The organism is Pseudoxanthomonas sp. 97-1-1 (genome assembly GCF_057773125.1).
Window position 1 is genome coordinate 257,226 of record NZ_JBYMTJ010000004.1, and the last position, 21,532, is coordinate 278,757.

The window sequence follows — 21,532 nt, forward strand, 5'->3', positions numbered from 1 at the left end:
TGGCCCGCTACCGTAACCATCGCTACCTTCATGTTCAATGAAAGAAGCGACGCTTGCCTAGCCGCGCTTGCGACCGGGACCCAGCTTCCGCGTCACGGTGTTGCGCCCCACGCCAAGCCGCGCGGCCGCTTCGGCGCGGCGGCCGTGGGTCAGCTCCAACGCGACTTCCAGCAGCGTGCGGTCCAGCCTTTCGCGCGCCTCGGCATGCAGCGACCCTGCGCCTTCCAGCAGGCGGCGGCGCGCCCATTCGCCCAGCGCATGGTCCCATTCACCACGGGCGCCGGTTGCAGGCGCATGCAGCAACGCACCCTGCAGGTCGGCGGTGTTGATGACGTCGGCCGGTGCCAGTGCGGCCAGCCGCCAGCACACGTTCTCCAGTTCGCGCACGTTGCCGGGCCAGTCATGGGCCTGCAGCAGATCCAGCGCCGGCGCGCTGAAACGCTTGGGCGCGATGTCGAGCTTGCGGGTGGCCGTCGCGAGGAAGTTCTCGGCCAGCTGCGGCACATCCGCACGCCGTTCGCGCAGGGGTGGCAACTGCAACCGCACAACGTTCAGACGATGCAGCAGGTCGGCGCGGAAGCGGCCTTCGGCCACCAGGCCGTCGAGATCCTGGTGGGTGGCGGCGATGACGCGCACGTCCACGCGGATCAGTTCGCGACCGCCGACGCGGAAGAACTCGCCCTCGGCCAGTACGCGCAGCAGCCGGGTCTGCAGCGGCAGCGGCATGTCGCCGATCTCGTCGAGGAACAGCGTGCCGCCATCAGCCTGCTCGAACCGCCCGATGTGCCGCTTCTGCGCGCCCGTGAAGGCACCGGCTTCATGGCCGAACAGTTCGCTTTCCAGCAATTCCGATGGAATCGCCGCGGTGTTGAGGGCCACGAACGGTTTGCGCGAGCGCGGCGACTCATGGTGCAGCGCATGCGCGACCAGTTCCTTGCCGGTGCCGGTTTCACCGGTGATCAGCACCGACAGCGGCGCCTGCGCCAAGCGACCGATCGCGCGGAACAGCGCGCGCATGGCGGGCGTGTCGCCGATCAGCTGCGGCGTTGCCGATGCCGCTACGTCGCCATCCTGGGTCGTCCCCGCCGCCTCTTCCGCGTCCGGCAGCGTGCGCGCGGCCAGCGCCACGGCATCGTCCAGGTCGAACGGCTTGGAGAGGAATTCATGGGCGCCACCACGGAACGCGCCCGCCGTGCTGGCGACATCGGTGTAGGCCGACATCACGATGACGGGCAGCTGCGGATGCGTGGCCTTCAGCTTGTCCAGCAGCACCAGGCCGTCATCGCCCGGCATCCGCACGTCGGTGAACAGCAGGTCGGGGGCGCCGCGCGCGCCAAGTGCGTGCAATGCCGCCGCGGCGCTGTCGAAGCCGTCCACCGTGTAACCCGCGTCGCGCAAGGCGGTGGCCAGCACGAAGCGGACCGAACGGTCGTCATCGACCACCCAGATGCGGCGTGCGTCGGTGGCGCCGCCGGTGGCGGCCAGGCGATCAGTGGACATGACGTTCCTCGTCGTGGTCGTGCAGCGACTGCGGCAGCAGCAGGGTGAAGACCGTGTGGCCGGGGCGCGAGCGGTAGGTCAGCGACCCACGGTGTTCGCGCGCCACCTGCTGCGACAGCGCCAGGCCCAGGCCGCTGCCTTCGGCGCGGCCGCTGACCAGTGGCAGGAACAGGTGTTCGGCGAGCTCTTCGGGCACGCCGCGGCCGTCGTCGACGATCTCCACCCGCAACGCCATCGTGTGCAGGTGGTCGTGGATGCGCGACCCGTGCTCGACACGGGTGCGCAGGATGATGTTGGCGGCGCCCGCCTGGATGGCGTTGCGCACCAGGTTCCAGACCGCCTGGGTCAGGCGGTCGGCGTCGCCGGACAATTCCGGCAGGCTGGGGTCATAGTCGCGTTGCAGGCGCACCGACCAGCCACCTTCGTTTTCGGCCAGGCGCAGCACGCGCTCCAGCACGGTATGGATATTCAACGGCGCGTGCGGTCGCTGCGGGGACGGCGACAGCAGTTGCTCCAGCAGGGTGTTGAGGCGGTTGATCTCGGATTCGATCAGTTCGATCAGCTCGCGCTCGTCGTCGTTGTCGTTGCGATGCGCCGCCCGGCGCGCCAGCAGCTGGGCAGCGCCCTTCAGGCCGGCCAGCGGATTGCGCAGCTCGTGCGCCAGCCCCTTCAGCGCGGCGCTCAAGGCGTTGGGCAGGACCTGGGTGGGATCGAGCGCGGGGAATTCGTCCACCGGATGCGCTTCCAGCAGCCAACCCCCGCCATCCAGGCGCGACAGCCAGCCCTCGGCGAAACACGGCGACTCGCCGGGCATGCCCAGCGCCATGCGGTGCAACCGCAGGACGTCGCGATCGGTGTTGTCCAGGAACCGTGCCATGGCGTCGCCTTCGATTTCCAGGGCCGCCAGGGGTTGTCCCAGCAGGCGGCGGCTACTGACGCCCAGCCAGCGGGCGAAGGCAGGATTCACGCCGCGGATCAGGCCGTCGGCATCCGCCCAGGCCACCGGCGTGCTGAGCGCGTCGGTGGTGGGCTCGAAACGCATGCGGGAAGGGTCCGGGGACGACATTGCACCAGTTTAGTGCAAAGCCGTCCCCGGCAATCCATCAGGCCTCGTAGGCCGATTCGCCATGCGAGGTGATGTCCAGCCCCTCGCGCTCGGCGTCCTCGGAGACGCGCAGGCCGACCGTGTACTTCACGATCAGGAAGGAGACCAGGGCCACCACGCTGGACAGCACCACCGTGATCAGCACGCCCTGCGCCTGGATCCACACCTGCGAGCCGATCGAGTACTCGGCCAGGGCGGTCTCGGTGACGTAGTCCCAGATGCCCGCACCACCCAGCGACGGCGCCGCGAACACGCCGGTCAGCAGCGCGCCGGTGATGCCGCCCACGCCGTGCACGCCGAACACGTCCAGGCTGTCGTCCGCGCCCAGCAGCCTCTTCAGCCCGCTGACGCCCCACAGGCACAGCACGCCGGCGATCGCACCGATGGCCAGTGCACCGTTCAGGCCGACCAGGCCCGCGGCCGGGGTGATGGCGACCAGACCGGCCACCGCACCCGAGGCCGCACCCAGCAGCGACGGCTTGCCCTTGGTGATCCACTCCACCAGCAGCCACGCCACCACCGCCGCGGCCGTAGCCAGGAAGGTGTTGACGAACGCGATCGCGGCCACGCCACCGGCTTCCAGCGCCGAACCGGCGTTGAAGCCGAACCAGCCCACCCACAGGATGGACGCGCCGACCATGGTCAGGGTCAGGTTGTGCGGCTTGATGGCCTCGCGTCCGTAGCCCGTGCGCTTGCCGATGACGTACGCGCCCACCAGGCCGGCAATCGCCGCATTGATGTGCACGACGGTGCCGCCGGCGAAGTCCAGCGCGCCCTTGGCCCACAGGTAGCCCGACTTGGCCAGCACGCCGTCGACGGCATCGGTGCCCGTGAACGCATCCGGACCGGGGAAGAACCACACCATGTGCGCCATCGGCAGGTAGGCGAAGGTGAACCACAGCACGGTGAACAGCATCACGCCGGCAAACTTCACGCGCTCGGCGAACGCACCGACGATCAGCGCGCAGGTGATGCAGGCGAAGGCGCCCTGGAACACGAAGAACGCGAGTTCCGGGATGTAGACGCCCTTGGTGAACGTGGCACCGATGGACGAGGCGTCGAGACCCGCAGCAAGCAGCCGGTCCGTGCCACCGATGAACGCATTGCCCTCGGTGAAGGCGAAGCTGTAGCCGTACAGCGCCCACAGCACCGCGACCAGCGAGAACACCGCCAGGTTCTGGATCAGGATCGACAGCACGTTCTTCGAACGCACCAGGCCGCCATAGAACAGCGCCAGGCCCGGCAGCGTCATGAAGATCACCAGCACCGCGGACACCAGCACCCACACGGTGTCGGGCTTGCTGATCGTCGGTGCGGGAGCTTCCTCGGCAGGGGCTTCCTCGGCAGGGGCGGCGACGGCTTCAGCGGGGGCTGCAGCGACCTCCGCAGGCGCGGCGGCGGCTTCGACCGGCGCAGGCGCGGCGTCGGTGGCGGGGGCTTCGGTCGTCGGGGCGGCAGTGTCCTGTGCGGCGAGCGCCGCAGCCGACACGCCAACCGTCATCAGGCCGCACAGCGCGGCCAGGCACAACGTCTGGGCACGGGTCTTCCACCCGGAGAACAGTCGAGTCTTCATGTGGGGCTCCGAGTGTTAGAGCGCGTCCGCGCCGACTTCGCCGGTGCGGATGCGGATGACCTGGTCGATGGTGGTGACGAAGATCTTGCCGTCGCCGATCTTGCCGGTGCCGGCCGCCTGCTGGATGGCCTCGATGACGGCATCCAGTCGCTCGTCGGTGACGACGGTTTCGATCTTGATCTTAGGCAGGAAATCGACGACGTACTCGGCGCCGCGATACAGCTCGGTGTGGCCCTTCTGCCGACCGAAGCCTTTGACTTCGGTGACGGTGATGCCGGACACGCCCGCCTGCGACAAGGACTCTCGGACCTCGTCGAGCTTGAACGGCCGGATGATGGCGGTGATCAGTTTCATGCGCATACCCCGATGGTGGATGGAACCGGCCGACCGGAGCCGGCCGGCGGTTTCAGGTCACCCGTGCGCGCAGCCCCCTGGCGGCGGACACGTTGTCGGTGCGGATCGATGCATGAACCGCATCCGTGCCCACCGCGATCATTTGCGGCAGGAACGGATGACGTGGGAGGGAGCAGCGGTTCATGGACCTCTCCTGTGTTTCCCCTGGTACAGCGTTGGTGCGATCTCCGGAAATCGAAGATGGGTGGTGCCCCGGTTCCCCAACCGGTCGGAGCCATCGCGACGCGATGTCTCCAATAAGGTGCGGCGATGGCGACGGGTGGGAGGGGAGATCCGTCGCCATCGCCGCGAGAACTCAGTGCGCGACCGCTGCGTCGCGGAGGGCCGGTACCCGGCCCTCCGCATGCATGGCGATGTGCGCGTTCGACGGCATCAGCTGGCGTAGTACAGCTGGTATTCCAGCGGGTGCGTGGCCGCGCGGAACTTGGTCACTTCCTGCATCTTCAGCGCGATGTAGGCGTCGATGAAGTCGTCGCTCATCACGCCGCCGGCCTTGAGGAAGTCGCGGTCCTTGTCCAGCGCGTCCAGCGCCTGGTCCAGGCTGGAGCAGACCTGCGGGATGTTCTTCTCTTCTTCCGGCGGCAGGTCGTACAGGTCCTTGTCGCTCGGCGCGCCCGGGTCGATCTGGTTCTTGATGCCGTCCAGGCCGGCCATCATCAGCGCGGTGAAGGTCAGGTAGCCCGACTGCAGCGGATCGGGGAAGCGGATCTCGATGCGGCGCGCCTTCGGATTGGCCACCCACGGAATGCGGCACGAGGCCGAACGGTTGCGCGCCGAGTAGGCCAGCATCACCGGCGCTTCGAAGCCCGGCACCAGGCGCTTGTAGCTGTTGGTGCCCGAGTTGGCGAACGCGTTGATCGCCTTGGCGTGCTTGAAGATGCCGCCGATGTACCACAGCGCCATCTGCGACAGACCGCCGTAGCCGTCGCCGGAGAACAGGTTCTGGCCGCCCTTGGCCAGCGACTGGTGCACGTGCATGCCGCTGCCGTTGTCGCCGACGATCGGCTTCGGCATGAAGGTGACGGTCTTGCCGTTGCGGTGGGCCACGTTGCGGACCACGTACTTCATGCGCTGCAGTTCGTCGGCCTTCTGCACCAGCGTGTTGAACTTGGCGCCGATCTCGCACTGGCCGGCGGTGGCGACTTCGTGGTGGTGCACTTCGACTTCGATGCCGACCTGCTCCAGCGTCTTGCACATCTCGGCACGCAGGTCGTGCAGCGAGTCGGTCGGCGGCACCGGGAAGTAACCGCCCTTGATGCCCGGGCGGTAGCCGCTGTTGGCGCCGTCGTAGCTCTTGCCGCTGTTCCAGGCGCCTTCTTCGGAATTGATCTTGAAGAAGGTGTTGCCCATGTCGTTGGCGAACTGCACCGAGTCGAAAATGAAGAACTCGGGTTCCGGACCGAAGAACGCCACGTCGGCGACGCCGCTGGCCTTCAGGTGGGCCTCGGCGCGCTTGGCGATGCCGCGCGGATCGCGCGTGTAGCCCTGCATGGTGGCCGGGTCCAGGATGTCGCAGACCAGCACCAGGGTCGGGTCGGCGTAGAACGGATCGAGGTAGGCGGTGCTCGGGTCGGGCAGCAGCACCATGTCGGACTCGTTGATGCCCTTCCAGCCCGAGATCGATGAGCCGTCGAACATCTTGCCGTCTTCGAACAGGGTCGCATCCACGATGCTGACGGGGAAGGTGACGTGCTGCTCGACACCGCGCATGTCGACGAAGCGCAGGTCGACGAACTCGACCTTGTGGTCCTTGATCAGCTTCTCAACGTTGTCCAGGGACATCTTTGGAACCTCGGGTTGGATAAGGGTTGTGCCAACACACAGCAATCCCCGTGCCAACCCCGATATCGCGCCAAGTCCCTGATTTACATGGAGGTCGTTGACAAACCCATTACGCGAAATCCCTTTTTTGGTGCGCCCTGGATTCGTAATGAACCAACGCGGTGCGTTGCGGTTTCCACTATTCTTTGCCGCCCTTCTCACTTTCCACGCCCCGATGACCGACCTGCTCGCCGCGCTGCTGCTCGGCATCCTCGAAGGCCTGACCGAATTCCTGCCCATCTCGAGCACGGGCCATCTGCTCATCGCGCAACACTGGCTGGGCGAGCGCTCGGACTTCTTCAACATCGTCATCCAGGCCGGCGCGATCCTGGCCACCACGCTGGTGTTCCGCCGCCGGATCTGGGAACTGACGACCGGCTGCTGGCGCGATGCCGAAGCCCGCGACTACTCCATGAAGCTGGCGGCCGCCTTCCTGGTCACCGCGCTGGTCGGCCTGCCCGTGCGCCTGGCTGGGTGGGAACTGCCGGAGACGGTCACCCCGGTCGCGTGGGCGCTGATCCTGGGCGGCGTGTGGATGCTGCTCGCCGAGCACTTCGCCGAAAAACGCGGCGATGTGGCGACGATCACGTGGAAGGTGGCGATCCTGGTAGGCCTGGCGCAGGTAGTGGCCGGCGTGTTCCCCGGCACCTCGCGCTCGGCGGCGGCGATCTTCATGGCCATGCTGGCTGGCACCAGCCGGCGTTCGTCGGCGGCGGAGTTCGTCTTCCTGCTGGGTATTCCCACCATGTTCGCCGCCAGTGGCTATGCCTTCCTGGAACTGGTGAAGGACGACGCGCTGGGCAGCGAGAACTGGGGCGAAGTCGCGCTCGCATTCGTCGCCGCCACCGCCACCGGCTTCGTGGTGGTGAAGTGGCTGCTCGGCTTCATCAAGGCGCACCGGTTCACCGGCTTCGCGATCTACCGCATCGTGCTGGGCGCACTGCTGTTGTTGCTGATGCCCGTGGGCAGCTGATCCGCCGCGCTCCCTGCAATCAAGCGCGATGCCCGGCCTTCACCCCATTCCAACCTGTCGCGCGTTTGCATTGGGCCACCTTCGACGGAGAACGCCATGAAACGACTGCTGCTGCTTGCCTTGCCACTGGCCCTTGCGGGCTGCCCCAAGCCGGCGGAACAGGCCGACACGCCCACGCCCACCGTGGCCGCCACCCCGGATACACCGGTTCCCGCATCGGTCGACGCGGCTGCCTTGCTGTCCCAGCACCACTGGCAACTCATGGACGCCACCGACGCCCAGGGCAAACGCATCGACGCCTTGTTCGCACGCGCCGACAAGCCGGTGCAACTCGACTTCAAGGAGGGGCGACTCGGTGTGGCCAACACCTGCAACCGCATGGGGGGAACCTACACACTGTCGGATACCAGCCTCACCATCGGTCGCCTGGTGTCCACCATGATGGCCTGCACGGACAACGCACTGATGGCGCTGGACCAGGAAGTCGGCAAGCGCCTCGAAGGGACGCTGAAGGTGGCGGCGACGCAGGACGGCGTCACCCAGCTGGCACTCACGACGGCGACGGGCGACAAGCTCCTGTTCGCGGGCAATCCCACCGCCGAAACCCGCTACGGCGGTCCCGGCGAGCGCGTGTTCCTGGAAGTCGCGTCGGAGACCAAGCCCTGCAGCCATCCGCTGATCCCAGACAAGCAGTGCCTGCAGGTACGCGAGATCCAGTACGACGACAAGGGACTGAAGGTCGGCACGCCCGGTGAATTCCAGCACTTCCACGACAGCATCGAGGGTTATACCCACGAGCCGGGCGTGCGCAACGTGCTGCGCGTGGACCGCTACACCGTGAAGAATCCGCCTGCCGATGCGCCGCCGAAGGCGTATGTGCTGGACATGGTGGTGGAATCCGCCAGCGAGAAAAAATGACGCTTCCGTCCCCGCACGGCGCGCACGGTGGCCACGCCGCGCGCGCCGTGGCGACGTGACGCTCCGAAGGCACTGCAGCGGCCGGTATAGTGCGCCGTCACCGGACACGACGCGCGATTGATGAGCCTGCCCGCAAGGAACGCCTCTCCCCTACCCTGGATCGCCGCCGCGCTGCTGGCGGCCTCCGCGTTGCTGATGTGGCTGCCTGCGCTGCAGACCCCCTTCTGGGGCGACGACTACGCGTTCCTGCACGCGGCACATGCCACGAATGCATCCGGCGCGCCATGGTGGTCGGATTTCTGGCCTGCATCGCCGCCCCGGTTCTGGCGACCGCTGTCGCAGGAAGGGTACTGGCGCTGGGTCGATGCCGCGCTGGGGGGCAGCGCACATGCCGCCCACGTCGTGAGCCTGGTGCTGCACCTGCTGGCCACCCTGGGTGTGGCACTGCTCGGGTTCCGCCTCGCACGCGCCTGCCAATGGCCGCACGCTGGCCGGATCGCCGCGCTGGCGGGGGCCGTCTACGGTGCATTGACCCTGCACACGCTGCCCGTGCACTGGGCCGCCGCCGCCAACAACGCGATGCTCACCCTGTTCACCACGCTGCTGCTGGCGGCATGGGTGAGCGCGCGCGACGCGAAGCACGCGACGCGCTCGGTACTGCTGGCTTCCGTTCCGCTGCTGCTCGCACTGGCGCTGCTGAGCAAGGAGTCGGCCGCCTTGACGCCGGCCCTGATGCTCATCGTCAGCGGATTCGTCGCCGCGCGCCGGCTGGACCGTGGCGAACTCGTCGCGTGGCTTGCCGGTGTCGCCGTCGTGGCGGCATGGCTGGTGCTGCGCGCGCGGTTCACCGCCAATACGGACGCGTCCTATGCCATGACCCTGGGTGGCAACGTGGTGCGCAACGCGGCCTCGTTCGTGGCGTGGCTGCTGAATGTCCCGCGCGAAGCCATGCGCATGGCGGTGGCCGGGGAGCGCATGCGGGGGCTGGCCTGGATCGCGGCGACGGCGCTGCCGATGCTCGCGGCGTGGGGCATCGCGGGCTGGCGTGGCCGCAGGCTGCTCGCAACGCGTCAATGGCTCTGCATCGCGGCGTTCGCGGTGTTCGCGTACGCGCCGTACTTCCTGTTCGCATGGAACAGCTACGAGTACTACGCGGCCATCGCCGTGGTGTTGCCGGTCATCGCGCTGGCGCGCTGCATCGCCACGGATCGCCTCGCTCCCGTGGTCGCCGTGCTGATCGCGGTGTCGTCATGGATCGCGGTGGAAGGCACGCGCCGCCTCGACCACCCCGGCCTCATCGGGCGCGCCCGCTGGGCGGAAACAACATTGCAGGCCCTGGCGCAGCAGCCGGTCGCCACGCCCTTGCACGTGCAGGTGGCGGACGAACAGCGCTTCTATGCCATCGGCCAGATGGGCCTGGCATGGCGCCTGGGCGTGGCACCGGACACCATCCGCAGGGTGCGCGAATGCCCGCCTTCCGGCGCGTGCCTTGTCATCGACGCCGATGGGCGCTGGCGCTTGCGGCCCGTCGCGGGCGGCGTGCAGCCGCGTTAGCCGCGCAGCGACGCATTCAACGTATAGGTGCCATGCACGGCGGCTTCGGCCAGCACATGGCCCTGCATCGCGCGCTCCACATCGCCGGCGGTGAATCGCGCCGGCAGGTCGAGCGTGGCGAGATCCAGCGCAAACAGGCGGAAGAAGTAGCGATGCACGCGCAAGTCGTTGAAGGGCGGGTACGGGCCGTCGTATCCGTAGTAGTCGCCCCCCATCTGCGCGTCACCGGCAAACCAGCCGGTGTAGTCGTTCAGGCCCTGCCGCGCACCCGCCGGCCCCGCAGGCTGCTGCTTGCCTTTGGCAGTGACGCCGTCGCTGCAGCTGCCGGCGGCGATCTCCCGCACTTCCGGCGCGATGTCGGCCATCGCCCAGTGGATGAAATGCCCGCGCGGCTGCTCGACCGGGATCTGCAGGTCGTCGCGACCGACCGTCTCCGGCACGGTGGGCACGTCGGGATCGATGCACAGCAGGGCGAAGGACTTCGTCCCGGCAGGCACGCCGTCCCAGGCCAGGTGAGGATTGCGGTTCGCGGCGAATCCGTCGGGCTGGCCCATCGCGAAGCCGGCGGGGATGGGCTTCGCATTTTCGAAACTGTCGCTCCAGAGGCGCATGCATGACTCCTGCAGATGCGGGGAAAAGGGATCAGGCTTCCGGGTAACCCAGTCGCACCGCCACCGGCGTCAGCGCGGCGAACGGGCCCGCCAGCACGTCGGCATAGTGGCGCCAGTGGCCCGCCGGGAAGCGGCGTGCACCGGAAGACGGCGGCTCCGTCAGCTGCGCGCCCAGCGCCCGGCTCAGCGCCTGCGCCACGGCCGCGGCATCGTCCTTGATCGCATCCATCGCGATTAGGCGGCTCGGGAACAGGTCATGCTCGTGCACATCGGCGACCTGGTCGAACAGCTGCGCCAGCCAGCGCGCGCCGGCGTCCAGGTCGTCCAGGGCCAGCGGGGCCGGGGCACCGAATGCCAGCCAGTCGAGGAAGGCATCGCGTGGATCGCGCACCGCGATGATCAGCAGGGCCTCCGGCAAGTGCGGACGCAGGGCCAGCAGCAACGCGTTGTCCCACCACGGCAGCCAGTCGACGATGCCGCCATCTTCCGAGCGGGTGGCTAGCGTCTCGCGCCATCCTGCCACGCAGGCTTCGCCCGACAGCTCGCCGGACAGGAGCCGTGCCGGCGTGTGGTAGTTCTGGAAGGCGTCCACCGGCGGATTGGGCAGGAAGCGGTCACCGCGCAGGCGATGGCTGATCGCGCCCAGGACGCCGGCGATCGATTCGACCACGGTGCCCGGCGCGCCCCACAGCAGGATGGGGTACGGGCGGCCGGCGGACGACATCGGAATCGGCGCCACGTCGGGCCAGGGGCCCCGGGCACCGCTCGGGGTCCACAACGGCAGGCGCGTGGGGGCCAGTTCGCGGGCCAGTGCGGCCCACGTGGCGGCGGCATCGGCATAGCGGCCGGCGCGGTCGCGGACGAACGCCTGCCAACTGCGCAGGCTGCGCTTGTGGTGCGGTTCGGTGGCCTGGTCGGCGAGTTCGCCGACGCGTGCGATCGCGGACACCGGATCGCGTTCGAACAGTGCCTCGACCAGCCGCTGCTCGGCACTCGCGCGGCCCGGGTCGAGCGCAACGACCTGCCGCGCCACGGCTTCGGCCGCATCACGCTCGCCCGCCGCATCCAGCACCGACATCTGGGCCTCCATCGCGGGCACGTGCTGCGGCATCGCCGACACCCAGCGCTCGACCACCGCGCGCGCCTCGGCGCTGCCCACGGGCTCGAACAGCAGGCGCGCCAGCCACAGATCGTGCTCGTCCGGCGTGGTGGCCAGGGCCGCATCCAGCGTGTTGCGCGCATCATCCTGCATATCCAGGCGACGCCACGCCTCGATGATCGCCAGCACGGTGTCGCGATCGCGCGGCTGTCCGGCCAGGGCGATCCGCAGCGAGGCCAGCGCTTCCTCGTCCTGTCCTGCGGCAAGGCGCAGGTGGCCGATGTAGCGGTGCAGCGCGGGCGCGTTGTTGCGCGCCACCAGCGGGACCAGTTCGTCGGCGGCATCGGCGGGACGCCCCTGCCGGCGGATCAGGTCCGCGATCAGGCTGCGCAGGCTGTCCGCGCCCGGCGTCCGCTCCACCACGCCACGGAACGCCTGTTCGGCGAACGCCCAGTGTCCGAGCGCCATGTGGATGAAGCCGAGCGAATAGCGCAGCTGCACTTCCTCGGGTGCCACCTGCAATGCCGCACTCACGATCTTCAGGGCCGTGTCGGCATCGCCGCGACGCAAGGTCACCATGCCTTCGACGGCGGCAAGCTGCGGATGATCCGGTGACACGCGGGCGGCCAGGCGGTTCAGGCGTTCGGCTTCGTCCAGGTCGCCGCGACCCAGCGCCAGCTGTGCCTGCACCAGGTACGCGGTGAACTGGTTGGGATCCAGCCCGGTGGCCTGGGCCAGCGATGCCTGCGCCTCGTCGGGACGCCGGCTGCCCACCAGCACGCCCGCACGGGCCAAGTGCAGGTCGGCGTTGTCCGGCGCCAGGGCAATGGCGCGGTCGATGCTGGCCAGGGCGGCGTCGGGCTGGCCGCTCTGCAGCTGGGCGGCGGACAGCCAGCGCAACGCCTGGGCGTCGTCGGGGCGTTCTGCCACCAGCGCTTGCGCGGCGGTCAGGGCATCGGCCACTGCGCCGCGGCGAAGGGCATCGAGGATCGGGTCGTACATGGAGAACTACCAGGATTCGGGCAAACGCCGATTGTACCGGCCGTTCCCCGGCTCAGGCGGTGCCGCCGGCCAGGCGTTCGGCCACCCAGCGCTCGGCGTAGCCGTCGCAGGCGGCGTTCTCGATGAAGGCGCAGTGCCCGCCCCAGGGGGCGATCTCCAGCGTGGCCTGTGCCGGCAGCGCCCAGTCGCGGAAGGTCTCGAACGGGATCACCGGATCGTCCTCGGCCATCAGGATGTGCGCGGGCACGGTCAGCCCCGCCAGGCGGCCGCCGGCGATGGCGTAGCCGTCGAAGTAGTCCTCGAGCGTGCCGAAGGCCGTGTGCCGCTGCACCAGCCAGTCGGTCAGCGCGCGGATGTCCAGCGCCAGCACGGTGTCGTCGAAGTCATGCCGCTGCGGGAACAGGCTGCGCTTGCGTTCGAGCGAACGGCGCCACTTGCGCGCGAAGTACCAGTCGTACAGCGGCAGGCCATTCTCGATGCGGTCCATCGTCGTGGCCGGATCCAGCAGCGGGCAGACCGCCGCCACGTGGGCCAACGCCAGTCCCGCCTCCGGTGCGCGCAGTGCCAGCCGCAGCGCGAAGTTGCCGCCCAGCGAATAGCCCGCCACCCGCATCGGCACGTCGCCGGCGAACCGCCGCGACACGTCGAGCGCCGCGTGCACGACTTCATCCAGGCGGTTGGAGTGGAACAGGTCTTCGTTGAGGTGGTGGGTATCGCCGTGGTCGCGGAAGTTCAGCCGGAACACGTCGAACCCGCGCGCCAGCAGCTGCGCGGCGGTCAGGCGCATGTAGCTGGAATCGGCACTGCCTTCCCAGCCATGCAGCAGCAGCACCAGGCCGCGCGGACTCTGTCCGGACATCCGGCTCAGGAACCCCTGCAGGCGCACGCCATCGCCGCCATCCACGATGTGCTCCACCGTCACCGCACCACTGCCCGCCAGCGCGCGCAGCCCGCGGCGGCGGCGCAGTGCGCTCGAACCCAGCACCGATTGCAGGTGCGGGTTGCGCAGCCAGCGTGGCGGGCGGTAGTCGGCGGCAGTGATCATGGGGTCATCGCAGCGGTGTCGGGACGAGGGTGGCACCGCAGTGTGGAGTATTCCTTCGATTCCGTCGCGATGCCGGCCGAACGCATCCGCTCAGGCTTCCGACATCGCCTGCACGATGCGCTCGCGCGACAACTCGGCGATGCGGCGGCGCCCTTCCACATCGGCGATCCGGATCGGCTCCAGGAAACAGATGTCGGCCGTGCGGGCCGGCTCACCCAGCAGGCGCACGAAGTTGGCGAAGAAGCTCTCCTTCGGCCCGAACGCCACCACCGGCTGCGCACTGCCGCGCGCACCGTAGCGCAGCGCCACCGGCTGCACCGGCACGCCGGCTTCCACCGCCGCCAGGAAAATGCGCGCGTGGAACGGGCCCACCGACCGGCCGTCGCGGGTACGTCCTTCCGGGAACACACCCACCGGACGGCCCTCGCGAAGGCGCTGCATCATGGCCTGCAGCACGCCGCCCAGCGACTCCTGGCTGCCGCGCTGGTGGAAGATGGTGTGGCCCTGCGCCGCCAGCCAGCCGACCACCGGCCAGCTGCGGATCTCATGCTTGGCGACGAATCCCATCATGCGCTGGCTGTGCAGCGCTTCGATGTCGATCCAGCTGACGTGGTTGGCCACGAACATCGTGGCGCCGGGGAGCGGCGTGCCCACGCGACGCAGGCGGAACCCGAAGATGCGCATCAGCCCGCTGGACCACCAGCGCACCGCCACCTCGCCCACGCTCTCGTCGCCCACCCGCACCCAGGCCAGCAGTGGCGACAGGCACAGCAGGATGATCGGCAGGAAGACCAGCAGGTGGACCAGCAGCAACGGCACGCGGTAGAGGTAGCGGATCGCCCGCGCCACACCGCTGCCGCCAGCAACATGAACAGGGGGCGGCGTCATCCTGTCACGATACCGGATGCGTCGCCGCAGCGGAACGTGCCATGGTCGACGGAGGTGGCAGGCGTCATGAAGATCTCAGCGCCGCATGCGTGCGGTCAGCGCCCTGCCTGCCAGCGCGCCCACCAGGAAGGACACCTGATACAGCTTGAAGCGGCCATCGACCGGCAACAGGCCCAGCAGCTTTGCGGGCAGCCAGAACACCAGTGCCGTCACCACCACCCAGAGCACGAGGGCGAGCAGAAAGCGCGGCAGCCCGGCTGCGGTGATCCTGCGGGACGCACGACCGGCCACCTTGTCGAACAGCGGGGCCAGCAGCGGAAGCCACGCGGACCCGGCCACACCGCCCGCGCCGACGATCGCCAGAAAGTGCGTGTCGATCATGCCCATGTCGAGCCTGTCGTCGCTGCCACGCCGGGTCTCAGGCCTTGGGCAGGGGCACCACCGCCAGGGTCAGCCGGGACACGCAGACCAGTTTTCCTTCATCGTTCTCGATGCGGATCTCCCACAGCTGCGTGCTTCGGCCCACATGCAGCGCACGCGCCGTACCGGTCACCGCGCCACCGCGCATCGCGCGCACATGGTTGGCATTGATCTCCAGGCCCACCACCATCTCCTTGGTGATGTCCACGCACAGGTTGCCCGCCACGCTGCCCAAGGTCTCGGCCAGCGCCACCGAAGCCCCGCCATGCAGGATGCCGTAGGGCTGCACGGTGCGTGCATCGACCGGCATCGTGCCGCGCAACCAGTCCTCGCCCGCCCCGGTGATGACGATGCCGAGATGGGACACCAGCGTGTCGGCGGCGTGGGCGTTGACGGCAGCGAGATCGACGGGGGCGCGGAAAGCCATGGCGTGCAGACCAGGAGAGAAGGTGCCCGGATTCTACCCACGCTCATGTAGGAGGGGCTTCAGCCCCGACGCTTTTCCCCATCACCGTCCGACAGGCCCGAGGTCGACCAGGCTGCATTCGGGGGCTCTCTGTCGTCTGGTCGAAAAGCATCGGGGCTGAAGCCCCTCCTACAGACCTGCGGACCTACAGGATCGGCACCAGTCCCGCACCGAACGCGGTCAGCACGCGCGTGTACAGCCATTTCGGGCCGACATTGACCTCGGGGAAGTCGCCCACGGCCACGTAGCACCGGTGGAACGCCGGGTCCTTCGGCCCCACCGGGAGCGGGCAATCGGGGCCGGGCTGGAACTCGTAGCTGGTCGCATACCGCCACGGCCAGATGTCGAAGATCGGCAAGGACTCGGAGACCTTGCCCAGGCTGTAGTCCAGGCCGGAGAACACCGGCGGCTTGGCGCGCGGCGCGATCACCCACGCGTTGCGCGGCGACATGTCGCGGCGGATGCTGTCGGCCAGTGCCTGCGCGAAGGCAGGGTCCTGGATCACCACCGCCGCTTCGGTGTTGTAGTTCTCCGAGCGCGGATCGAAGTTGTGCGTGCCGATCACCGCCGTGCCGCCGTCGATGACCATCGATTTCGCGTGCAGGCCCATGCGCACGCCGGCACGCTTCAACGGCAGCGGCTCGGAACCGGCGCCGCTGCTCAGGAACGACGGCCGCGATTCGGTACGCTGCAGGCGACGCGTGGTCTCGCCCTCGGAGCCGGCCGACGGCCCGATGGATCCCGACGGTCCGCGAACGCGCCCGCTGCCACCGGTACCGCCGGCGGAGGTCGCCAGCGGCGGCCCTTCCGGCATCAGCGCGGCGTAGTCCACCGGCGCGTCTTCCGGAAACGGTTTGTACTCGTGGATCTGGAAACCGAACTCGCGCAGGTAGCGGCGCTTGTACTTGAACGACATCGAATAGACGACCGGGTTGTCGGTCGCAGCCAGGCTGTTGGTCGACACCAGCACGCGGGGCGGTGGCTGGCGTTCGCGCATTTCGCGGAACATCGCCTGCGCCTGCTTCGACATCACCAGGTACGGCGTCTGCAGCAGTACCTCCGACTGCGCGCTGCGGATCAGCGCTTCCAGTTCCGGCGCGGCGGGCGCATCGTCGTCGCGGCGCTCGCGGCGGTGCTTCTGCGGCAGGTCGGCGATGTAGCGCACCGCACCGACCGGAAAGGCCGCCTCCACGAAACGCGTCCGCATGACCTCCGGGTCGCTCGCCTGGCCGCTCGCGGCCTGCACGCGCTCCGGGCGCAGATAGCGCGGCACCGGCATCGCCGGCACGCCTTCGTCGAGCAGCGTGCGGCCGACATCGTTCAGGCGTTCCGCCGGCACGCTGCGCCGTGCCTCCCAGAACGCCTGGAAGTTGTCCGCCATCGCGGCCGCTTCCGGGCCGGCCACCAGCACGTCGCGGTCGCGGAAGTTGTATTCCGCGTCCCAGTCGAAATAGTCGTCCTGGTAATTGCGTCCGCCGCTGATGCCGATGCGGTCGTCCACCAGCAGCAGCTTGGTATGCATGCGCTGGTTGAATCGGCGGAAGCAGCACAGCACGCTGCCCGCATAGTCGAAGTAGTTCAGCTTGGCCTTGCCGAAGCTGGGGTTGTAGATGCGGATGGCGAAGTTCTCGTGCGCGCCGGACAGCGCCGCGAGGATCTCCAGGTCGGCGATGGCGGACAACTGGTCGATCAGCACCCGCACCTTCACCCCGCGCCGTGCCGCCGCCAGCAGTTCATCCAGCACCAGCCGCGCGCTGTCGTCCTTGTCGAAGATGTAGGTCTGCAGGTCGATGCGCGTGCGCGCGCTGCGGATCAGGTTCAGGCGTGCCAGCAATGCATCGGAGCCCTGGTCCAGGATCACCGCGTAGTGGCGCGGCGCTTCCGGCGTGGACGCGGCGCGCGCCTGTCCGGCCAGGTCGTAGAGCGGCGACGACAGCGCGCAGGCATCGGCCTGCGTGCATTCGACCACCGAAGAACGCGCGCCTGCGGCGATGCCGGCAGCACGCTCACGCTGGCGATCGGACAGGCTGGCGCAGGCGCTGCCCAGCAGCGCGACACACAGCACCGCGCACCGCGCGGCCAAGGCGGGAAAACGGCAGTTCACGGTGTCTTCGCACTCCGGATGCGCGCACGCAGTACGAACACCACGCGGTCACTGACCGCCAGCATCCAGTCGTCCATGTCGTAATCGCTGCGGCGCACCGCGCCCGTCGCCACCACATCGCAACCCACCGCGGGATGCGAACAGGTGGCCGGTGCCACGTCCAGGCTGCGCGGCCGGTTGATGCCCTTGATGCTCAGGTCGCCCTCCAGTTTGCCGCCGTCGTACAGCAGCATCGGGTCATATGGCTTGGAGGTGAACGTCACCACCGGGTAACGGTCGGCATCGAAGAACTTCTCGCTGCGCGCCCACTCGCTGTAGCGCGGATGCCCGGCGATCTCCACCTCGCGCGTGTACATGCGCAGGCGGACCTGCTGGCGGCCATCGGGCAGGTGTTCCACCGAGCCCTCGTAACGCTGGAACACGCCATCCAGCACCTGCCCCCAGCGCGTGCGCAGTTCGAACCCCAGGCGCGTGTGCGAGGGGTCGAAATCGTTGCGTCCATCGGCCAGGGCAGGCGTTGCCAGCAGCGCGCCCAGCCCCAGCGCGGCCAGCCGCATGATCCCCGGGACTGCCTGTGTCATGGCCACCAGAAAGCGGAAAGCTGCGCCACTCCCGGCTCGATCGCGGTGTCCACCGGCAGCGTCAGCACCACCACGCCGGCCGGCGGCATGCCGCGGTATTCGCTGGTCACGCCGGAATACATCAGCGCAGCCAGCTGCTCGAAGCCGGGGTTGTGGCCCACCATCAGCAGGCGCTCGGCTTCACGGTGCTGGTCGGCCAGATCGGCCAGCGTGCCCGGCGTGGCTTCGTAGATGCGCTCCTCCAGCCGCTGCTCCACGTAGCCGACGGCACCCAGCACCGCCTCCAGCGTTTCGCGGGCCCGGCGTGCGGGCGAGCACAGTACCCGATCCGGCACCAGGCCCTTGTCCTGCAACCAGCGCGCGGCGGCCTCGGCCTCGGCCAGGCCTTGTGGCGACAGGGGACGATCCAGGTCCGACTGCCCGGTGGTCGCGGGTTCGGCATGGGCATGACGCAACAGGATCAGTTCACGCATGGGACAACGACTCCTTCGGGTTCGGCCTGATCAGGCCTTCTTGATCCATTTCAACAACGGTTCCCAGTCGGCCTGGTGATCGCGCACCTGGGCCGAGCGGTAGTCGAACAGGCTGCGGCCCAGGCCGGCCATCACGACATAGGCCTGCGTATCGCGCAACTGGGTGATCACCGGGTAAGGCCAGGTCTTCAGCATTTCGACCGCCTGCTGCGACGCATTCGTCCACGGCTTGCTGCGGTTGACCACCAGGCCCACCGGCAGCTTGCGCTTGTGCACGCGCGGCACCTTGGCCATGGTGTTCAGGAAGCCCACCGTCGCCTCGATGTCCAGCGCCGACGGCAGCACCGGCACCACCACCGCATCGGCGTGCTCCAGGAAGCCGCCCAGGTCGTCGGCCATCGCGCCGGCGGGTGCATCGATCACCACCCGCTCCGCGTCTTCCGGCAGCCAGGCGCGCCAGGCGCGCTTGCCACTGGCATCGATCGGCAATACGGCGGTTTCCAGCTCCGCCCGGCGCTCGGCCCAGCGGGTGGAGGAATGCTGCGGATCGGCATCCACGAGGACCGTGCGCTTGCCGTCCAGTGCGAAATGTGCGGCCAGATTGGTCGCCAGGGTGGTCTTGCCCGCGCCGCCCTTGGAGCTGGCGACCAGAATCGTCTTCATGCGCGCACCTCGTTGCTGGAGAACCCGGAGGGTACACCGGGGCAAGTTAAGCGGGAACCGGCGCGGCGAAGCGCGACCCGTTGTCGCGGGCCGGTCGGCTCCCCGTTCCCGTGCGCGCTTGCTATCGTGCCCGTCCCCACGGACCGGATGCCCCATGAACGAGCTGCAGGACCTGACCGCGCTGATCCGCGCCAACACCCCGCTGATCGTCATCGAGACCCAGGACGAAGCCCGTGTGGTCGACCTGTTCCGGCAGGCCCTGGGCCAGGTGTGGCGGGCGCTGCACCGCTGGAGCATCACCGAAGGCCTGCGCCGGCTCGACATGGACCGCGAAGACGACGCCGTCGGCCCGCCCGACGCCAGCGCCGCCCTGCAGGCGATCAAGCAGGCCGACCAGCGCGGCATCTACCTGCTGCTCGATTTCCATCCCTACCTGGGCTACGCCAGCAGCCAGCGCCAGCTGCGCGACATCATGCAGCGCCGCCACAGCCTGCCGCACGTGGTGGTGCTGGTGGGTGCGAAGATCGAACTGCCGGCCGAACTGGAAGCGCTGGCCGTGCGCTTCAACCCGCGCCTGCCCGACGGCAACGCCCTGCTGAAGATGGTGCGCGAGGAAGCCGACCACTATGCCCGCGAGCACGGCGGGCGCCGCGTGGAAGCCGATGGCGAGGCGGTCAGGCAGATCGTGCGCAACCTGCAGGGCCTGAGCCTGGTCGACGCGCGCCGCATCGCGCGGCAGCTGATCTTCGCCGACGGCGCGCTGACCGCCAGCGACCTGCCCGCGCTGAACAAGCTCAAGTTCGAGCTGCTCAACCGCAGCGGCCATCTGCATTACGAATACGACACCGCGAAGTTCGCCGAGGTCGCCGGCGCCAGCCGCCTGAAGCGCTGGATCGAGCAGCGCCGCGCGGTGTTCGTCTCCGGCAACCCGCCGCCCGGGCTGGACCTGCCCAAGGGCGTACTGCTGCTCGGCGTGCAGGGCTGCGGCAAGTCGATGCTGGCCAAGGCCACGGCGGCCGGCTTCGGCGTACCGCTGCTGCGGCTGGACTTCGGCACGCTGTACGACAAGTACCACGGCGAGACCGAGAAGAACCTGCGTGCCGCGCTGGCCTCGGCCGAACAGCTGGCGCCGTGCGTGCTGTGGATCGACGAGATCGAGAAGGGGCTGGCCAGTGGCGGCGACGACGACGGCGGCGTCTCGCGCCGCGTGCTCGGCTACCTGCTCACGTGGATGGCGGAACGCAAGGCCGGTGCCGGCAGCGCCCAAGTCTTCCTCGTGGCCACGGCGAACCAGGTGCAGGACCTGCCGCCGGAACTGCTGCGCAAGGGCCGCTTCGACGAGATCTTCTTCGTCGACCTGCCCTCGCCCGAGGCGCGCGTCGAGGTGCTGCGCGTGCACCTGGCCCGCCGCCAGCTGGATCCGGAAGCCTTCAACCTGCCCGCACTCGCCGCCGCGGCGAACGGCTTCTCCGGCGCGGAGCTGGAACAGGCCATCGTCTCCGCGCTGTACGCCGCGCATGCCGAACAGAAGCCGCTCGACACCGATCTGGTGATGCACGAGATCCGCAGCACCCGCCCGCTCTCGGTGATGATGGCCGAACAGGTGCAGGCGCTGCGCGACTGGGCGCGCGAGCGCACCGTCCCCGCCGACTGACGGCCTGTTCCGTGGCGGGAGCGGCACGGGTGGCAAGAGCGCACGCCCCGCGCCCGGCCACTGCATTCACTGGCTGCATACGCGCGCCATCGCATCATGCCGTTCCCACGGAGACCGCCATGACCCGCCATCGCAGCGCTGCACGTGCCCTGGGCACGCAACTGGTGGAACTCGGCACCGCGGCACCGTTCGTCATCTCGCACCGCATGGCGCGGCTGGCGACGGCCGGCCCCAACCCGTCGGCCCGCGACCGGCGCGAGTTCGCGCTGATGTCGAACGAGAAGGTCGCAGCCGCCTGGGAATCCTGGCGCGCCATGGCCGGCTACGCGGTGACGTTGAACACCACGGCAACGCAGGCCGCGCTGGCGTTCTGGATGCCATGGGCATTCACGGCGAAGCCCCTGCCATCCCCTGAGGACGCCGTGGTCAACATGGCAACCGCCGGCATGAAGCCCTACCGCCGCATCACCGTGGCCAACCAGCGACGCCTGAGCAAGCGCAAGCCGTCGCGCTGATCCAGCGCCACAGGATGGTCGGCGGCAGGACCGCAGGATCGGTTGAGCCGCAGGCGATACCCGTCGATCCGTTTCTCTGCCATAGCGTGAAGCCCCGACAGGAACGTCGCTGTGGCTGATCTGCACGTTGCACTCGGCACGTCATGGGGTGTG

General features: G+C 68.8%; 21 protein-coding genes. 5 read left to right on the forward strand and 16 right to left on the reverse strand.

Features of this window, described 5'->3' with window-relative positions; translation table 11 throughout:
- Positions 1 to 57 precede the first annotated feature (57 nt).
- The 6 genes from ntrC to glnA form a co-directional block, all read right to left on the reverse strand.
- On the reverse strand, positions 58 to 1,500 hold the full coding sequence (ntrC, locus tag AC3DET_RS16435) for a nitrogen regulation protein NR(I) (RefSeq protein ID WP_337732505.1): 1,443 nt from the start codon (positions 1,498 to 1,500) through the stop codon (positions 58 to 60).
- The gene (locus AC3DET_RS16440; RefSeq protein WP_337732507.1) at positions 1,490 to 2,542 is read right to left on the reverse strand and encodes a two-component system sensor histidine kinase NtrB; all 1,053 of its coding nucleotides are present in this window, start codon (positions 2,540 to 2,542) and stop codon (positions 1,490 to 1,492) included. The genes ntrC and AC3DET_RS16440 overlap by 11 nt, the downstream gene beginning before the upstream one ends.
- A 61-nt stretch (positions 2,543 to 2,603) precedes the next feature.
- The gene (locus tag AC3DET_RS16445; RefSeq protein WP_488392308.1) at positions 2,604 to 4,178 is read right to left on the reverse strand and encodes an ammonium transporter; all 1,575 of its coding nucleotides are present in this window, start codon (positions 4,176 to 4,178) and stop codon (positions 2,604 to 2,606) included.
- Between the two features lie 15 nt (positions 4,179 to 4,193).
- Positions 4,194 to 4,532, reverse strand: coding sequence for a P-II family nitrogen regulator (locus AC3DET_RS16450; RefSeq protein WP_056880236.1), 339 nt, complete (start codon positions 4,530 to 4,532; stop codon positions 4,194 to 4,196).
- A gap of 52 nt (positions 4,533 to 4,584) precedes the next feature.
- Positions 4,585 to 4,716, reverse strand: coding sequence for a hypothetical protein (locus tag AC3DET_RS16455; protein WP_337732509.1), 132 nt, complete (start codon positions 4,714 to 4,716; stop codon positions 4,585 to 4,587).
- Between the two features lie 248 nt (positions 4,717 to 4,964).
- On the reverse strand, positions 4,965 to 6,374 hold the full coding sequence (gene glnA, locus AC3DET_RS16460; protein WP_488392309.1) for a type I glutamate--ammonia ligase: 1,410 nt from the start codon (positions 6,372 to 6,374) through the stop codon (positions 4,965 to 4,967).
- A gap of 214 nt (positions 6,375 to 6,588) precedes the next feature.
- Here glnA and AC3DET_RS16465 point away from each other — a divergent pair, with 214 nt between their 5' ends.
- The 3 genes from AC3DET_RS16465 (at position 6,589) to AC3DET_RS16475 (ending at position 9,858) form a co-directional block, all read left to right on the forward strand.
- Positions 6,589 to 7,386, forward strand: coding sequence for an undecaprenyl-diphosphate phosphatase (locus tag AC3DET_RS16465; RefSeq protein WP_337732511.1), 798 nt, complete (start codon positions 6,589 to 6,591; stop codon positions 7,384 to 7,386).
- Positions 7,387 to 7,482: 96 nt separating this feature from the next.
- On the forward strand, positions 7,483 to 8,304 hold the full coding sequence (locus tag AC3DET_RS16470; RefSeq protein ID WP_488392310.1) for a DUF4377 domain-containing protein: 822 nt from the start codon (positions 7,483 to 7,485) through the stop codon (positions 8,302 to 8,304).
- 120 nt (positions 8,305 to 8,424) lie between these two features.
- Entirely contained in the window at positions 8,425 to 9,858 is a 1,434-nt protein-coding gene (locus tag AC3DET_RS16475) for a hypothetical protein (RefSeq protein WP_488392311.1), read from the forward strand.
- Here the strand turns inward: AC3DET_RS16475 and AC3DET_RS16480 are convergent.
- From AC3DET_RS16480 to AC3DET_RS16525, 10 genes are all read right to left on the reverse strand, one after another.
- Positions 9,855 to 10,469 carry a YbhB/YbcL family Raf kinase inhibitor-like protein gene (locus AC3DET_RS16480; RefSeq protein ID WP_488392312.1) on the reverse strand — a complete coding sequence of 205 codons (615 nt, stop codon included), beginning with the start codon at positions 10,467 to 10,469 and terminating at the stop codon, positions 9,855 to 9,857. The genes AC3DET_RS16475 and AC3DET_RS16480 overlap by 4 nt on opposite strands.
- 31 nt (positions 10,470 to 10,500) lie before the next feature.
- Entirely contained in the window at positions 10,501 to 12,570 is a 2,070-nt protein-coding gene (locus AC3DET_RS16485) for a tetratricopeptide repeat protein (protein WP_488392313.1), read from the reverse strand.
- Positions 12,571 to 12,622: 52 nt separating this feature from the next.
- Entirely contained in the window at positions 12,623 to 13,612 is a 990-nt protein-coding gene (locus tag AC3DET_RS16490; RefSeq protein WP_446539107.1) for a YheT family hydrolase, read from the reverse strand.
- Between the two features lie 93 nt (positions 13,613 to 13,705).
- Positions 13,706 to 14,503, reverse strand: coding sequence for a lysophospholipid acyltransferase family protein (locus tag AC3DET_RS16495; RefSeq protein ID WP_488392314.1), 798 nt, complete (start codon positions 14,501 to 14,503; stop codon positions 13,706 to 13,708).
- A gap of 75 nt (positions 14,504 to 14,578) precedes the next feature.
- Positions 14,579 to 14,884 (reverse strand): hypothetical protein, encoded by a 306-nt coding sequence (locus AC3DET_RS16500; RefSeq protein WP_488392315.1) that lies wholly within the window; start codon positions 14,882 to 14,884, stop codon positions 14,579 to 14,581.
- Positions 14,885 to 14,921: 37 nt separating this feature from the next.
- Positions 14,922 to 15,350, reverse strand: a complete 429-nt coding sequence (locus tag AC3DET_RS16505) for a hotdog fold thioesterase (protein ID WP_488392316.1) — start codon at positions 15,348 to 15,350, stop codon at positions 14,922 to 14,924.
- A 184-nt stretch (positions 15,351 to 15,534) separates the two neighbouring features.
- Positions 15,535 to 17,493 (reverse strand): phospholipase D family protein, encoded by a 1,959-nt coding sequence (locus AC3DET_RS16510; protein WP_488392317.1) that lies wholly within the window; start codon positions 17,491 to 17,493, stop codon positions 15,535 to 15,537.
- Positions 17,490 to 18,074 (reverse strand): YceI family protein, encoded by a 585-nt coding sequence (locus tag AC3DET_RS16515; protein WP_337732519.1) that lies wholly within the window; start codon positions 18,072 to 18,074, stop codon positions 17,490 to 17,492. Before AC3DET_RS16515 ends, AC3DET_RS16510 begins: the two co-directional genes overlap by 4 nt.
- The gene (locus AC3DET_RS16520; RefSeq protein WP_192199678.1) at positions 18,071 to 18,547 is read right to left on the reverse strand and encodes a SixA phosphatase family protein; all 477 of its coding nucleotides are present in this window, start codon (positions 18,545 to 18,547) and stop codon (positions 18,071 to 18,073) included. The genes AC3DET_RS16515 and AC3DET_RS16520 overlap by 4 nt, the downstream gene beginning before the upstream one ends.
- Before the next feature lie 30 nt (positions 18,548 to 18,577).
- Complete coding sequence (locus tag AC3DET_RS16525) at positions 18,578 to 19,210, reverse strand: ParA family protein (RefSeq protein WP_142122952.1); 633 nt, start codon at positions 19,208 to 19,210, stop codon at positions 18,578 to 18,580.
- A 154-nt stretch (positions 19,211 to 19,364) separates the two neighbouring features.
- Here AC3DET_RS16525 and AC3DET_RS16530 point away from each other — a divergent pair, with 154 nt between their 5' ends.
- Positions 19,365 to 20,864, forward strand: coding sequence for an AAA family ATPase (locus AC3DET_RS16530; RefSeq protein WP_488392318.1), 1,500 nt, complete (start codon positions 19,365 to 19,367; stop codon positions 20,862 to 20,864).
- A 119-nt stretch (positions 20,865 to 20,983) separates the two neighbouring features.
- Positions 20,984 to 21,379, forward strand: a complete 396-nt coding sequence (locus AC3DET_RS16535) for a polyhydroxyalkanoate granule-associated phasin (protein ID WP_337732521.1) — start codon at positions 20,984 to 20,986, stop codon at positions 21,377 to 21,379.
- Positions 21,380 to 21,532 lie beyond the last annotated feature (153 nt).

Coding starts and splice junctions, on each gene's coding strand:
- ntrC (WP_337732505.1), bottom strand. CDS start 1,500: ATGTCCACTGATCGCCTGGCCGCCACCGGCGGCGCCACCGACGCACGC.
- AC3DET_RS16440 (WP_337732507.1), bottom strand. CDS start 2,542: ATGCGTTTCGAGCCCACCACCGACGCGCTCAGCACGCCGGTGGCCTGG.
- AC3DET_RS16445 (WP_488392308.1), bottom strand. CDS start 4,178: ATGAAGACTCGACTGTTCTCCGGGTGGAAGACCCGTGCCCAGACGTTG.
- AC3DET_RS16450 (WP_056880236.1), bottom strand. CDS start 4,532: ATGAAACTGATCACCGCCATCATCCGGCCGTTCAAGCTCGACGAGGTC.
- AC3DET_RS16455 (WP_337732509.1), bottom strand. CDS start 4,716: ATGAACCGCTGCTCCCTCCCACGTCATCCGTTCCTGCCGCAAATGATC.
- glnA (WP_488392309.1), bottom strand. CDS start 6,374: ATGTCCCTGGACAACGTTGAGAAGCTGATCAAGGACCACAAGGTCGAG.
- AC3DET_RS16465 (WP_337732511.1), top strand. CDS start 6,589: ATGACCGACCTGCTCGCCGCGCTGCTGCTCGGCATCCTCGAAGGCCTG.
- AC3DET_RS16470 (WP_488392310.1), top strand. CDS start 7,483: ATGAAACGACTGCTGCTGCTTGCCTTGCCACTGGCCCTTGCGGGCTGC.
- AC3DET_RS16475 (WP_488392311.1), top strand. CDS start 8,425: ATGAGCCTGCCCGCAAGGAACGCCTCTCCCCTACCCTGGATCGCCGCC.
- AC3DET_RS16480 (WP_488392312.1), bottom strand. CDS start 10,469: ATGCGCCTCTGGAGCGACAGTTTCGAAAATGCGAAGCCCATCCCCGCC.
- AC3DET_RS16485 (WP_488392313.1), bottom strand. CDS start 12,570: ATGTACGACCCGATCCTCGATGCCCTTCGCCGCGGCGCAGTGGCCGAT.
- AC3DET_RS16495 (WP_488392314.1), bottom strand. CDS start 14,503: ATGACGCCGCCCCCTGTTCATGTTGCTGGCGGCAGCGGTGTGGCGCGG.
- AC3DET_RS16500 (WP_488392315.1), bottom strand. CDS start 14,884: ATGATCGACACGCACTTTCTGGCGATCGTCGGCGCGGGCGGTGTGGCC.
- AC3DET_RS16505 (WP_488392316.1), bottom strand. CDS start 15,350: ATGGCTTTCCGCGCCCCCGTCGATCTCGCTGCCGTCAACGCCCACGCC.
- AC3DET_RS16515 (WP_337732519.1), bottom strand. CDS start 18,074: ATGACACAGGCAGTCCCGGGGATCATGCGGCTGGCCGCGCTGGGGCTG.
- AC3DET_RS16520 (WP_192199678.1), bottom strand. CDS start 18,547: ATGCGTGAACTGATCCTGTTGCGTCATGCCCATGCCGAACCCGCGACC.
- AC3DET_RS16525 (WP_142122952.1), bottom strand. CDS start 19,210: ATGAAGACGATTCTGGTCGCCAGCTCCAAGGGCGGCGCGGGCAAGACC.
- AC3DET_RS16530 (WP_488392318.1), top strand. CDS start 19,365: ATGAACGAGCTGCAGGACCTGACCGCGCTGATCCGCGCCAACACCCCG.
- AC3DET_RS16535 (WP_337732521.1), top strand. CDS start 20,984: ATGACCCGCCATCGCAGCGCTGCACGTGCCCTGGGCACGCAACTGGTG.